The organism is Pseudomonas sp. 3A(2025) (assembly GCF_054589175.1).
The window spans coordinates 22,238-34,968 of the sequence record NZ_BAAILM010000010.1; the positions used below are offsets into that span (position 1 = coordinate 22,238).

Here is a 12,731-nt window from a genome sequence, read left to right on the forward strand (position 1 = left end):
ATAAAGAGGTCGATTAACCGAAAACCTGGCGTAGATGCTCTTTCAGACGGGCGATGTGCGTCTCGACCTGAGGGTTTTTCATCACATCAGTGCTGGAAAAAATCGGCAGTATCTCGACGCCGCAGAACTTGTAATTGGCGGTATTGGCCAGAAACAGGTCTTCTTCGGACTTGCCGGCAAACAGCGTTTGTGCGGGATCGTTGTAAGCCGCCTGCGGTGCGTTCATGGTCAGTGACAAGAGGTATTGCTTACCCTGCATCTTGCCGCCGCTGCCGTATTGGCGAGCCGGATCGCTACGGGTTCGGCCATCCCCAGCCAGCATGCTTTGCTGGACCAGACCTGCGGTGAACACCTCATCGACATACTTTTTGTAGATCCACGGCGTGCCGAACCAGAACACCGGCGACTGGGTAATGATGATGTCAGCCCACAGGTGCTTCTGCACCTCCGTATCAATGACATAACCCTGCTCGATATGAGTGTGCTGCACCACGTGGCCCTTGGCGGTCATTTGCTGGGCAATGACCTCGATCAGGGTTCGGGTCAGGCGCCCCTCACTGATGCCCGGCCAGGTCTGGTGACCGTTGATGATCAATACCTTTTTGGCCGCACTTGACGCCGGGGTGCCTGAGGCCGCCCCGGCCATCGAGGGCAGCATCATGGCGGCTGTCACGGTCAGGCCGGCCTTGACGAAATCGCGGCGATCCAGATCACTGGCAGGGGGTATCCGGGGTTCATCGACAGGTGTCTTGCTCATGCTCAATGCTCACGATCAGGTGGGTTCTGGTCGGCTGAGTATGTAATCCCCGCCTCTTTCCCGATTGCCTGAACAGAGCTGTTACTTGCCCAATCTGGCGAGTTAGCGTTCAGACGTGCGCTTGCAGCGGGTGGAAGATATAGCGGCCCGTCAGGGTGTCATGGGTATCGATACCCGACTGATGCAGCGTGTGGCGCAATTGAACATCATCGACCCGCACGCGCCAGTGACTGTCTATGGACGCGCCGGCACCTTGATCAAAGCGCTCAATTGCCTCGTGCAACTGCACGCGGTCAGGCAAATACACGGCCAGCGCATTGCCCTTCCAGGCAGCAATGTTCAGCCCCAGGTCGGCACACAAAGAGATCTTGGCCCAGGCATCGTCGCGGTCGGCCTGGCGGGAACGCTGGACCTGATCGGCCAGGACCGGGTCGACGATCCGGTCAGAGAACAGCACTTCGCCGCGCTCCCATACATCAGGCGGGCAAATCTTGTCTTGCGGGCGCAGTCCAATGAACGGGTTGATTTCCATCGGGTAAATGCTGCACACCAGCGGCCGCTGCTCATAAATCCCGCAGCGGTTGTCTTCACCGAGGCTGGGGCATTGCACCAGCGCATTACCCGCCAGCACCGCAATCACCTGTATCTGCGCATCGCCGCTGGGCACCTCGACGGCACGTTGCGCACTGTGCGCGTACTGTTGAGACTCCAGCGGCCACATCGACTCATCGAAGGCCTCCAGTATCACGGCAACCTCCCCGCCCCGCGCCAGCCACTGCCGGGCTTCGTTCAAGGTCAGGGGAACAAGACGACCTTTGCAGCACACCCCACAGCCATTACAGGCAAAGCGGATCGCGTTGTTTTGCATATCAGGCACTCACACAATGATTCGACAGGCCACGTGGACGCGTCGAAGTATGTGAAGCTGGCAACGCAGCGACTTGCCTGTTATGCGCTAATGCTTGCCTGATCCGGGGTCATTGATTGAATCGGTGCTGCGCACCGCCCCTAAAACTTGTGCAACCAGTTCAGCACCATCTTGTTGCCCTCGGTGCGGTTCTCGGCATCCTGCTCAAAGTACGCGTTCACCGACAGCACATCTTCCTTGCTGAACGCATACACCAGCCCCGGCCCGATCGCCCAGACCTTTTCCTTGCGGCCACTGACCTCATCGCCATCCACTTTGGTGTCGGTGATCTGCTTCAGCCAATAACCATTCAAGCCGACACTCAATGACTGGCTAAGGGCGTATTGCAGCGTCAGGTTGGCGTGCAGTGCCTGGCCGGCCTGGGTGTCGGAGACATCACCGAAGCCTGCCTGCGGATCGTCGTTCTTGCCGTTCCACAGGTACATGAAGCGCCCGCTGGCCGACCATTGCGGGCTGAACCAGTACGTCGCGGCGTAGTACGGGTTGAACGACCAGAAGTTGCTGCCAGGGTTGATCGAGCGATTGCGGTCATAGCTGCCGACCGGAATCGACACGTCGGCCTCGACGCGCTGGGTCAGCAGCGGGCTGCCATCGGCGCGGGTCAGGGTCGGCAATTGCAAAAAGGCGCCGACAATCAGGTCACCAAAGCCTGCGCGGGAGCTGAGTGCGGCGTTGTTCAGGCCATCGTCGACATCGACATGCGCCAGCGAGGTATTGATCAGGGTAAAGCCCGGCATCGCGCCGTTGGCCAGAGGCTGGCCAAGGTAGATGATCTGCGTGGTGGGCGCCACGACCGTCAACTCCTGCTTCGGCAACGGCAGTTTGTTGCCATTGGCATCATTGAAACGGCTGGCCCTCGAATAGGTCAGGTATTCCTCCAGGTACCAGCCTGGCCCGGCGGGTGCCGGCGAGCCGTCGTAAAAGCTGGTGCTGCCCAGATTGAGTCCGGGCAAGTCGTAGGCGTGTGCCGCCGAGGGCAAGGCGACAAATGTCAGGGGCGCAACGATCCGCAAGAATGGCTTGAGCATCTTGTAATTCCTGTTTTTTCTTGTTGTTGTTTTTTCGCAGTAGTTACACGTAGGTGGCTGCCAGCCCGCCATCCACCGGCAGATTGACCCCGTTGATCCAGCGTGCCGCGTCCGAACATAGAAAGGCAATCACGGCGGCCACCTCATCGGCCAGCGCAGGCCGGGTCATGCGCTGGCTGTCCTGGGCCACGCGCTCTTCGCCGAGCATGCTGACGAAATCGCCCAGAATCGGCGTGAACACCGGCCCCGGCGCCACGCAGTTGAGGCGCACCGCATGGTCGCGAAACCAGGCCTGTGACTGGGCAAAACTCCAGACGATCAGTGCCTCCTTGAAGTATTGATAACAGGTGGCGTGCTCCACCGGATTGGCAGCCAGCCACTGCTGGCCGGCGGCATAGCTGTCGGTGGTGGCCAGGGCCTTATGCAACTCAAGCCGTTGCGGCCATTGCGCGCCGAGCACCGAGGCGACATTGACGATGCTGCCCCCGGCACGGATGCGCGGGAGTAACGACGCCGAGAGATGGCGCAAGCCCAGGTAATTGACCTCGGCCACGGTCTTGACCGGCGCCGTGCCGGGCACGCCGGCGATATTGCACAGCGCGTCGATCTGCGCCGGCAAGCGCGCCACCAGCGCATCGATACTCGCCGGGTCGCCCAGATCAGCCTGGAAGAAGCCATCAAGCGTCAGTTGCGGCTCATGGCGATCCACGCCAATCACCCTGGCCCCTTGAAAACGCGCCAGCCGGGCGACTTCGGCACCAATACCGGAGGCAACACCGGTCACGATCAGGGTTTTGTTGTTCAGGTTCATGTTCAAGCCCTCTTGGTTATTGTTGTAAAGGCATGTGCAGGGTTCAGAAGGGATAGCGCGGCGGGGTGTTTTTCACGGTTACCCATTGCCACTGGCTGTATTCGTCCCAGTCGGCCGGCCCGCTGACACTGCCGCCATTGCCCGAGGCGCCACGACCACCGAAGGGGTTGGTGCATTCGTCGGCCACCGTCTGGTCATTGATGTGCAACAAGCCGCATTCCAGCCGCTCGCCGATGGCCATGGCGCGCCCGACCGAAGGTGAAATGATCGCCGCCGCCAGACCGTATTCGGTGCGATTGGCCAGCTCGATAGCCTCTTCATCTGTAGAAAAGCTGACGACGACCGCCACCGGACCGAACACTTCATTTTTGAAGGCACGCATGCCCGGACGCACGCCGCTGAGCACCGTCGGTTGATAGAACAGCCGCTCATACGTACCGCCTGCCTCCAGCCGGGCGCCGGCCTGGACGCTCTCGGTGACGATGTCGTGCACGCGCTGCAACTGCCGTTGGTTGATCAACGGCCCCAGCGCCGCTTCACCACGCGCAGCATTGCCGACGGTGAGCGCCTGGGCTTTTTCGACCAGCTTGCGGGTCAGGCTTTCAGCGATGGATTCATGCACCAGAATCAGGCCGGTGGCCATGCAGATCTGCCCTTGGTGCAGCCAGGCACCCCAGGCGGCATTGCTCGCGGCCAGGTCCAGGTCGGCGTCTTCGAGAATGATCAGCGGGTTCTTGCCGCCCAGTTCCAGCGCGACTTTTTTCAGGCTCTGCCCGGCCACTTCGGCGACTTTGCGTCCGGCAGCGGTGGAGCCGGTGAAGGCAATCATCTTCACATCCGCATCGCGGCACAGCGCCTCACCCGCCGCCGCAGCGCCGGGCAACACGTGCAACAGGCCCTTGGGCAAACCGGCGGCCTCGAACAGCCGGGCAATGATGAAACCGCCGCTGACCGGGGTTTGCGGGTCAGGCTTGAGCACCACCGCATTGCCGGCCGCCAGCGCTGGCGCCACCGAGCGCAGCGACAGGATCAACGGGAAATTGAACGGCGAGATCACCCCGACCACGCCATGCGGCTGGCGCCGCGCATACGACAAGCGCCCTGCCTCGCTGGGCAACACCAGCCCGTGCGGCTGCGACAACAGGCCCGCGGCCTGGTGCAGCAGCACGATGGCCTCGCGCACTTCGTGCTCGCCCTTGAACAGCGCCCCGCCGGTTTCACGGGCGATGTACAGCGCCAGCTCGGCGAACGATTGCTGCGCCAACGCCGCCGCCTTGCGAAAGACCTCGGCGCGCTCACGCGGGCCCAGCGCCGCCCATGCCGGTTGCGCCAGTGCTGCACTGCGACAGGCACTGGAAACGTCATCGGCATCGGCCATGGCGCAGCGCATCAAGGGTTCGCCGGTGGCGGGTTCGATCACGGGCGTCACAGGTCCCGAGCCGGGTACCCAGTCGCCGTTGAACAGGCATTCGGACACGAGCGCCGGCTGTAAAAATGAGGGGGTTTCAGACACTGACATGGCAACTCCGGTTCTTGTAATTGTCATCGCCTGCACAGCCACAGAGACTGTGCAAACGCCGCACAAGGCCTTGAGCAAAGGCTGTGCCGCTGACTGAAACGGACCTGAAGATAAATCATCAAGCGCTCTACAGCGGGGCTTTCGGACAGCCTCCCGTAGGCTGCGTACAGTCCAAATACAAAAGCTGCCCATCCCCCACTTGTTCAATTGATAAAGTTATGTTTAATAACTATCTCGGCAATTGCTCATATCGTTAACTCAAGCGTTGCAGGGGCATAACAATGACTCACCCCAATCCTGCGGATTACCATCCGCGCGGTGACAGCCGCCAACTGAGCGACAGCAGTTCGCCGACGCCCGCCGAACTGACCGATTGCCTGTTTTTCTCACCCGAAGATGGACGCATCTGGCTCAACGACCAGCGCATGCTGCTATTGCACAGCTCTGCGTTCGGCGCCCTGCGTGCCGAGATCATCGAGCGCCTGGGCCTGGAGCAGGCCCGCGGCCTGTTCACCCGCACCGGTTATGCCTCCGGCGCCCGTGACGCCCGGCTGATTCGCGAGCGTTGGCCACATGCCGATGCCGCCGCCATCTTTCGTGCCGGCACCCATTTGCACACCCTGGAAGGCATGACCAAGGTTGAACCTCTGCACTTCAAGTTCGACGCCGACTCAGGCTTTTATGAGGGCGAGTTTCTCTGGCACCACTCCTGCGAGGCCGACGAGCACGTGGCCACTTATGGCATTGGCCAGGACCCGGTGTGCTGGACCGAAACCGGCTACGCCATCGGCTTTGTCAGCGGCCTGTTCGGGCAGATGGTGATTTTCCGCGAGGTGCAATGCCGTGGCATGGGCCATAGCTGCTGCCGGGTGATCGGCAAGACCGCCGAGCAATGGGGTGACACCGAGCAAGACCTGAGCTACCTGAATGTCTCGCACGCCGTTACCAGCCCGGCTGTTTCAAGCGTGCCCGGCAAACCGCTGAGCCGCAGTACCGGCGTCAGTCAGGAACAACCGTTGATTGGCGCCAGCGCCGCCTTCAACGCCGCGACCCAAGCCCTGCAACGGGTCGCGCTGACCCCCGCCACGGTGCTGATCAGTGGCGAATCGGGCGTCGGCAAAGAACGCTTTGCCCGCCAGTTGCACCAGCTCAGCCACCGCCACGACGGCCCGTTTGTGGCGCTCAACTGTGCAGCCATTCCCGACAACCTGATCGAAGCCGAACTGTTTGGCGTCGAACGCGGCGCCTACACCGGCGCCACGCATTCAAGGCCCGGACGTTTCGAGCGGGCCCAGGGCGGCACGCTGTTTCTTGACGAGATCACCTGCCTCAGCCTGCCGGGGCAAGGCAAGCTGCTGCGGGCCTTGCAGGAGCGCGAGATTGAACGTATCGGCGGCGTGCGCGAGATAAAGGTCGATGTGCGCGTGGTCGCCGCCACCAACGTCGACCTGCGAAAAGCGGTGGCGGACGGCACCTTTCGCGAAGACCTGTTCTACCGCCTCAATGTCTACCCGATCGCCCTGCCACCGCTGCGCGAACGCCGCGACGACATTCCGCTGCTGATCGACGCCTTTCTCAAGCGCTTCTGTCAGGACTATGAACGCACCCCGGTGGGCCTGAGCATGCGCGCGCTGAAAGTGCTGCTGCGCTACGACTTTCCCGGCAACGTGCGCGAGTTGCAAAACCTGATCGAACGCGGCCTGATCGCCAGCGATGAAGGCCAGGCCATTGACCTGGTGCACCTGTTTCGCAATGAAACCATGCCGGCAGATCCCTATGGTGTGGACGACCACGGCAGCCTGTCGACTGCACAAGGGCGCCAGACCGCCGCGACAACAGGCGCTGCGCTGCTGGAAACGCTGGGGCAACAAGACCCCGGTTTTTCCATCGACGGTCTTGAGTCGCGGCTGATCAACGAAGCGTTAAAGCACAGCGCGGGTAATCTGGCTGCTGCGGCGCGCTTATTGGGGCTTAGCCGTGCGCAGTTTGCCTATCGGTTGAAGAAGCATCAGCGGCAGCAGGATTGAGGGGCGAGGTCACTCCCGCCGCAACAACGTCTGCGGCGTCACCCCAAAGGCTTTCTTGAACGCATGGCTGTAATGCGAAAAATCCGAAAAACCGAAATCCAGCGCTGCCTGGGAAATGCTCTTCACCCGTCCGCGCTCGATGGCGTCGCGGCTGGCGTTGAGGCGTTCTTTCCATATTTCCGCCACCGGCGTCTTCTGATAACGCGCAAAGGCCCGGGTCACGGTGCGGGTCGACACGTGGTGAACCTGGGCCAGGCGCTCGATGCTCAGGTCTGAGTCGGTCAGGTGCTGGCGGATGTAATTCATGCTGCGGCCGTACAGGTCGAGTTCGACATGGGTGGTTTTCAGGTCCTGGAGTTCCAGGCTGATCACCAGCAAATCCAGCAGGGTTTCGGCGTAGCGGCTGCCGAGACCATCGTCCTTGAGTATCGCCGGCGTATTGGCGGCCTGACGGAGCATTTCACGCAGCGGGATGACGCCGGGACGGCGGTCATTGAGCACGATGGCGGTGCTCTCGGCCACCCTTGGCAGGCGCTGGCTGAGCAGTTCGCGGGGGATGCGCAGCAGGTGGTTTTCGCTGCCGCCCAGGCTGAAACGAAACGGTTGCGTGGCGTCGTACATGAACAGATTGTCGGCCGTCAAGGTGGTCTTGCGTCCGCCCTGCTCCAGTTCGCCAAAGCCCCGCTGGGTAAAGCCCAGCCACAGGTCATCGTTGGGGCCGTTGCGCAGGTGGCGGTCGGAGCGCTCCCAGTAATGCAGCGGCGACGACATCGTATAAATGTCCAGCGAACCAATGCCGTTGACGCCCAGTGCGCCATCGAAATCGCTCTGCGCCAAGGGCTTGCTGTCGGCCAGCAGGCAATGCTGGCACACCACTTCTTTCCAGTATTCGAAGCGACGAGGGGCTGAAACGGCGAGGGTCGAGTACTGGCTGGCGGGGGTCATGGCATTCACCTCACAACGGCGGAACGGGTCACTTTGATCTGCGCTCAAGCAATTAGCAGGCCATTGCCTCAAGCTCGCTACGGCCCGCAGCCGACCGTCGAACAGAACGAAAAACGCCATCTTTTAAGGCACGAAACGCCCTGTTTTCGGGGCCTCGCACCACGACGGATCAGCGCTGCAAGCCTGCGTTGATGCGCTGTCCTTTCCAGCCAAAAGGTTGTCCCGACCAACAAAGCGGCAGGCCCTGCGGCTGCATAACGTCTACCTCACGGCAGCCAGCCGGCCACCACCCGCTGATGAGGTTTTCCATGCACTCACAAAAAAACCAGCCCCTGAACGACGCCCATTGGTTGTTGCACAGACGCGACCTGGCCCCTGAGGAGTTCGCGGTTTACCTGATCGAGTGGAGCGCCCTGTTGCTGCGCCAGCGCCTCAACGGTTTGCACAGCACCGCACCTGTTCCGTCCACCCGCTGAACCCTAACCAAAGCCTGAACCTGAGAAGAACAAAGGAGCCACCCATGGAATCCGCGATCGACAAGCACCTCAAGTGCCCAAGAACCCTCTCCCGCCGCGTCCCCGACGAATACCAGCCGCCGTTCCCGATGTGGGTCGCCCGCGCCGATGAACAGGTCAAACAGGTAGTGATGGGCTACCTGGGCGTGCAGTATCGCGGCGAGTCGCAAAAGGCGGCGGCGTTGCAGGCGATGCGGCACATCGTCGACAGTTTCAGCCTGGCCGATGGCCCGCTGAGCCATGACCTGACCCACCACACTGACAACAGCGGCTACGACAACCTGATCATCGTCGGCTACTGGAAAGACCCGGCCGCGCATTGTCGCTGGCTGCGCTCGCCCGAGGTCAATGGCTGGTGGAGCTCCGATGACCGGCTTGCCGAGGGCCTGGGGTATTTCCGCGAAATCATTGCGCCGCGCGCCGAACAGTTCGAGACCCTGTACGCCTTTCGCGACCAGTTGCCGGGCGTCGGCGCGATCATGGACAGCACCAGCGGCGAGGTTGAAGAACACGGCTACTGGGGCTCGATGCGCGACCGCTTCCCGGTCTCGCAAACCGACTGGATGCTGCCCACCGGCGAGCTGCAAATAGTCTCTGGCGACCCGGCCAAAGGCGGTCGCGTGGTAGTCCTCGGTCACGACAATATCGCGCTGATCCGCTCGGGCCAGGACTGGGCCGACGCCGAAGCCGAAGAACGCTCGCTGTACCTGGATGAAATCCTGCCGACGCTGCAGGACGGCATGGACTTTCTGCGCGACAACGGCCAGCCGCTGGGCTGCTACAGCAACCGCTTTGTGCGCAACATCGACCTTGACGGCAACTTCCTCGACCTCAGCTACAACATCGGCCACTGGCGTTCGGTCGAGAAGCTGGAGCGCTGGGCCGAGTCGCACCCGACCCACCTGCGCATCTTCGTCACCTTCTTTCGCGTGGCGGCAGGCCTGGCCAAGTTGCGCCTGTACCACGAGGTGTCGGTGTCCGACGCCAAGAGCCAGGTGTTCGAGTACATCAACTGCCATCCGCACACCGGAATGCTGCGCGACGCGCAACCCGTCCAAGGCTGAGCACATCGCTCGCACACACTTACGTCCAGGGAAAACCCTTATGCACACCATTCGCCCGTTGCTGCTCACCGCCCTGCTGCCCGTCGTTCCTGCGTATGCGGTGGAAGTCGCCCCCGGTGACTATGAACAATACCCGGTGGGCGCGACCATCGGCGCGCTCTACTACCAGCACTCCACCACCGGCTCTGCGTACGCCAACGGCCACAAGGTCAGTTCCGATTTCAACCTCAAGTCGGACGTCGGCATCCTGCGTCTGCTGCACGTCTATGCCTTGAGCGACACGCTGACCATCGACCCGCAATTTCTGTTGCCCTTCGGTCATGTGTCCAGCGGCGGCGATGCCTCGGCACTGGGCAGCACCCGCGGCATTGGCGATCTGATCCTCACCGCCCCGCTCAAGCTGCGCCTCAACGAGGCCCGCGACACCTTGAGTATTGCGCCGTATGTGTTCGTGCCCACCGGCACCTACGACAAGGACGACCCGCTGAACATCGGCGAGAACCGCTGGAAATTCGAGCTGCAAGGCGCCTACGTCAAGCACTTCACCGAAAAATGGGCCATGGACCTGGTCGGCGGCGCGACCTGGTACGGCGACAACGATGACTACACCAGCGCCGGCAACCGCCTGGAGCAAGACGTCTCGTACGCCGCGCAATTGATGGGCCGCTACATGCCCGACCCGACCACCACATTCGGCATTGGCTTCGGGCATACCTGGGGCGGGGAAACCAACGTCGACAAGGTCAATCAGGACAACGAAGCCGGCACCACCAACTTTCGCCTGACCGCCACCAAATTCGTCACCGCCCAGGACCAGATCCAGCTGCAACTGGGCAAGGACCTGACAGTGGACAACGGCCCCAAAGAAGACTTCCGCATGAACCTGCGATACGCCCGGGTGTTTTAAAGCGTTTTCCGCCCGGCGCTGGACCTCTTATTTTTCATTCAAAGGACACCTTTCACCATGGCCATTGTTCGCCCCACCGTTGAGAACCTGATCGACATTGCCAGGCGCTTGCACATGCAGCTGAGCCCTGAACAGGCCAGCGAATACCTGGCGCTGATGCAGGGCAGCTTCGACGCTTATGACCTGGTCGATGAGTTGCCAGACTTTACGCCGCCTGTGCGCTACCCGCGCAGTGCCGGTTACCGCCCTGCCGGCAGTGAGAACCCGCTGAATGCCTGGTACTACAAGACCGAAGTCAGCGGCGCGCTGCACGGCAAGCTGGCGGGCCGGACCATTGCCCTCAAGGACAACGTGGCGCTGGCCGGCGTGCCGATGATGAACGGCGCCGCGCCGCTGGAAGGCTTTGTTCCGGCGTTCGACGCCACCGTGGTCAGCCGCTTGCTGGATGCTGGCGCCACGATTCTGGGAAAAGCCACCTGCGAGCACTATTGCCTGTCCGGCGGCAGCCACACCTCCGACCCGGCGCCGGTGCACAACCCGCATCGCCACGGTTATGCCTCGGGCGGCTCGTCGTCAGGCAGTGCCGCGCTGGTGGCCGCCGGTGACGTAGACATGGCGGTGGGCGGCGATCAGGGCGGCTCGATTCGTATCCCGTCGGCGTTTTGCGGCACCTACGGCATGAAGCCCACGCATGGCCTGGTGCCTTACACCGGGATCATGGCCATCGAGGCAACCATCGATCACGCCGGCCCGATCACCGGCAACGTACGCGATAACGCGCTGATGCTCGAAGTCATGGCCGGTGCCGACGGGCTCGACCCACGCCAGGCCGCACCGAAAGTCGACGCGTACAGCAACTACCTGGAGCGCGGCGTCAGCGGCCTGAAAATCGGCGTCCTCAAAGAAGGTTTCGAGCTGGGCAATCAGGACCCGCGCGTGACCGAGAAGGTCAACAACGCCATTGCCCGGCTACAGGCACTCGGCGCCCAGGTCGAAACGGTGTCGGTGCCCGAACACGGTCTGGCCGGCGCACTGTGGCACCCCATCGGCTGCGAAGGCCTGACCGCGCAGATGATGCACGGCAACGGCGCAGGCTTTAACTGGAAGGGCCTGTACGACGTCGCGCTGCTGGACAAACAGGTCGGCTGGCGCGATCAGGCCGATGCCCTGTCGGCCTCGCTCAAGCTGTGCATGTTCGTCGGCCAGTACGGCATCGAGCGTTACAACGGCCGCTTCTATGCCAAGGCACAGAACATCGCGCGCCTGGCGCGAAATGCCTACGACTCGGCTTTCCAGCGTTACGACCTGCTGGTCATGCCGACCGTGCCGATCGTCGCCCAGCCGCACCCGGCTCCGGGTTGCTCGATAACTGAGTACGTGGCCAGAGCCCTGGAAATGATCGGCAACACCGCGCCGCAGGACATCACCGGCCACCCGGCCATGTCGATCCCGTGCGGGCTGGTCGACGGCCTGCCCGTGGGCCTGATGCTGGTCGGCGCGCATTACGCCGAGGGCACGATTTACCAGGCTGCCGCCGCCTTCGAAGCCAGCGCTGACTGGCGTGATCTGTAATCCACCGTATTGCCAGAAGAGGAACCGACCATGAGCACATCCGTGCCGAAAGCATCCACCTCAACCCCAGGCGAACGTGCGCGCGCCTTGTTTCAGGTGCTCAAGAACAAAGACCTGATTCCCGAGGGCTACATCGAACAGCTCACCGACCTGATGGAAAACAAATGGGACCCGGCCAACGGCGCCCGCGTGGTCGCCAAGGCCTGGACCGATCCTGCATACCGTGAACTGCTGCTCAAGGACGGCACCGCCGCCTGTGCGCAGTTCGGCTACACCGGCCCGCAAGGCGAATACATCGTCGCCGTGGAAGACACGCCCACGCTGAAAAACGTCATCGTTTGCAGCCTGTGCTCGTGCACCAACTGGCCGGTGCTGGGGCTGCCGCCGGAGTGGTACAAGGGCTTCGAATTCCGTGCCCGGCTGGTGCGCGAAGGCCGCACGGTGCTGCGTGAACTGGGCACCGAACTGCCCGCCGACATGCTGGTGAAGGTCTGGGACACCAGCGCCGAAAGCCGCTATCTGGTGCTGCCACAACGCCCGGCCGGCACCGAGCACATGGACGAGCAAGCCTTGCAAAAACTGATCACCAAAGACGTATTGATTGGTGTCGCCCTGCCCCAGGTGTCCTGAAAACATCCCCTTCTCCTTTCAACCTGCA

12 protein-coding genes are annotated in these 12,731 nt (G+C 62.2%); 6 read left to right on the forward strand and 6 right to left on the reverse strand.

What is annotated here, in order from left to right:
• Window positions 1-13: 13 nt before the first annotated feature.
• The 5 genes from ACYP2A_RS03770 to ACYP2A_RS03790 form a co-directional block, all read right to left on the reverse strand.
• Entirely contained in the window at window positions 14-757 is a 744-nt protein-coding gene (locus tag ACYP2A_RS03770; protein ID WP_459742888.1) for an NAD(P)H-dependent oxidoreductase, read from the reverse strand.
• A gap of 109 nt (window positions 758-866) precedes the next feature.
• A complete protein-coding gene (locus ACYP2A_RS03775; RefSeq protein ID WP_459742890.1) occupies window positions 867-1,625 on the reverse strand; it encodes a YkgJ family cysteine cluster protein in 759 nt (252 codons plus the stop codon).
• A gap of 140 nt (window positions 1,626-1,765) precedes the next feature.
• Window positions 1,766-2,713: a SphA family protein gene (locus ACYP2A_RS03780; protein WP_459742891.1), complete on the reverse strand. Its 948-nt coding sequence runs from the start codon at window positions 2,711-2,713 to the stop codon at window positions 1,766-1,768.
• A 43-nt stretch (window positions 2,714-2,756) separates the two neighbouring features.
• Window positions 2,757-3,524, reverse strand: a complete 768-nt coding sequence (locus tag ACYP2A_RS03785) for a coniferyl-alcohol dehydrogenase (RefSeq protein ID WP_459742893.1) — start codon at window positions 3,522-3,524, stop codon at window positions 2,757-2,759.
• Window positions 3,525-3,567: 43 nt separating this feature from the next.
• Window positions 3,568-5,043 carry a benzaldehyde dehydrogenase gene (locus ACYP2A_RS03790; protein WP_459742895.1) on the reverse strand — a complete coding sequence of 492 codons (1,476 nt, stop codon included), beginning with the start codon at window positions 5,041-5,043 and terminating at the stop codon, window positions 3,568-3,570.
• Window positions 5,044-5,324: 281 nt separating this feature from the next.
• Between ACYP2A_RS03790 and ACYP2A_RS03795 the strand changes: the two genes are divergently transcribed.
• Window positions 5,325-7,070 carry a sigma 54-interacting transcriptional regulator gene (locus ACYP2A_RS03795; protein ID WP_459742897.1) on the forward strand — a complete coding sequence of 582 codons (1,746 nt, stop codon included), beginning with the start codon at window positions 5,325-5,327 and terminating at the stop codon, window positions 7,068-7,070.
• A gap of 9 nt (window positions 7,071-7,079) precedes the next feature.
• Here the strand turns inward: ACYP2A_RS03795 and ACYP2A_RS03800 are convergent, their stop codons facing one another.
• On the reverse strand, window positions 7,080-8,015 hold the full coding sequence (locus ACYP2A_RS03800; RefSeq protein WP_459742899.1) for an AraC-like ligand-binding domain-containing protein: 936 nt from the start codon (window positions 8,013-8,015) through the stop codon (window positions 7,080-7,082).
• A gap of 308 nt (window positions 8,016-8,323) precedes the next feature.
• Between ACYP2A_RS03800 and ACYP2A_RS03805 the strand changes: the two genes are divergently transcribed.
• Genes ACYP2A_RS03805 through nthA form a run of 5 tightly spaced genes read left to right on the forward strand, consistent with a single transcriptional unit; the run spans window position 8,324 to window position 12,703 of the window.
• Entirely contained in the window at window positions 8,324-8,491 is a 168-nt protein-coding gene (locus ACYP2A_RS03805; protein ID WP_459742900.1) for a hypothetical protein, read from the forward strand.
• 44 nt (window positions 8,492-8,535) lie between these two features.
• A complete protein-coding gene (gene oxdA / locus ACYP2A_RS03810) occupies window positions 8,536-9,594 on the forward strand; it encodes an aliphatic aldoxime dehydratase (RefSeq protein ID WP_459742901.1) in 1,059 nt (352 codons plus the stop codon).
• Between the two features lie 40 nt (window positions 9,595-9,634).
• Window positions 9,635-10,501, forward strand: a complete 867-nt coding sequence (locus ACYP2A_RS03815; protein WP_459742903.1) for a transporter — start codon at window positions 9,635-9,637, stop codon at window positions 10,499-10,501.
• 57 nt (window positions 10,502-10,558) lie between these two features.
• The gene (locus ACYP2A_RS03820) at window positions 10,559-12,073 is read left to right on the forward strand and encodes an amidase (protein ID WP_459742905.1); all 1,515 of its coding nucleotides are present in this window, start codon (window positions 10,559-10,561) and stop codon (window positions 12,071-12,073) included.
• Window positions 12,074-12,103: 30 nt separating this feature from the next.
• On the forward strand, window positions 12,104-12,703 hold the full coding sequence (gene nthA / locus ACYP2A_RS03825; RefSeq protein WP_459742907.1) for a nitrile hydratase subunit alpha: 600 nt from the start codon (window positions 12,104-12,106) through the stop codon (window positions 12,701-12,703).
• The last annotated feature ends 28 nt before the right edge of the window (window positions 12,704-12,731 follow it).

What these genes read in the sequence shown, in the direction of transcription:
- ACYP2A_RS03770 (WP_459742888.1), bottom strand. Translation starts at nt 757, where the DNA reads ATGAGCAAGACACCTGTCGATGAACCCCGGATACCCCCTGCCAGTGAT.
- ACYP2A_RS03775 (WP_459742890.1), bottom strand. Translation starts at nt 1,625, where the DNA reads ATGCAAAACAACGCGATCCGCTTTGCCTGTAATGGCTGTGGGGTGTGC.
- ACYP2A_RS03780 (WP_459742891.1), bottom strand. Translation starts at nt 2,713, where the DNA reads ATGCTCAAGCCATTCTTGCGGATCGTTGCGCCCCTGACATTTGTCGCC.
- ACYP2A_RS03785 (WP_459742893.1), bottom strand. Translation starts at nt 3,524, where the DNA reads ATGAACCTGAACAACAAAACCCTGATCGTGACCGGTGTTGCCTCCGGT.
- ACYP2A_RS03790 (WP_459742895.1), bottom strand. Translation starts at nt 5,043, where the DNA reads ATGTCAGTGTCTGAAACCCCCTCATTTTTACAGCCGGCGCTCGTGTCC.
- ACYP2A_RS03795 (WP_459742897.1), top strand. Translation starts at nt 5,325, where the DNA reads ATGACTCACCCCAATCCTGCGGATTACCATCCGCGCGGTGACAGCCGC.
- ACYP2A_RS03800 (WP_459742899.1), bottom strand. Translation starts at nt 8,015, where the DNA reads ATGACCCCCGCCAGCCAGTACTCGACCCTCGCCGTTTCAGCCCCTCGT.
- ACYP2A_RS03805 (WP_459742900.1), top strand. Translation starts at nt 8,324, where the DNA reads ATGCACTCACAAAAAAACCAGCCCCTGAACGACGCCCATTGGTTGTTG.
- oxdA (WP_459742901.1), top strand. Translation starts at nt 8,536, where the DNA reads ATGGAATCCGCGATCGACAAGCACCTCAAGTGCCCAAGAACCCTCTCC.
- ACYP2A_RS03815 (WP_459742903.1), top strand. Translation starts at nt 9,635, where the DNA reads ATGCACACCATTCGCCCGTTGCTGCTCACCGCCCTGCTGCCCGTCGTT.
- ACYP2A_RS03820 (WP_459742905.1), top strand. Translation starts at nt 10,559, where the DNA reads ATGGCCATTGTTCGCCCCACCGTTGAGAACCTGATCGACATTGCCAGG.
- nthA (WP_459742907.1), top strand. Translation starts at nt 12,104, where the DNA reads ATGAGCACATCCGTGCCGAAAGCATCCACCTCAACCCCAGGCGAACGT.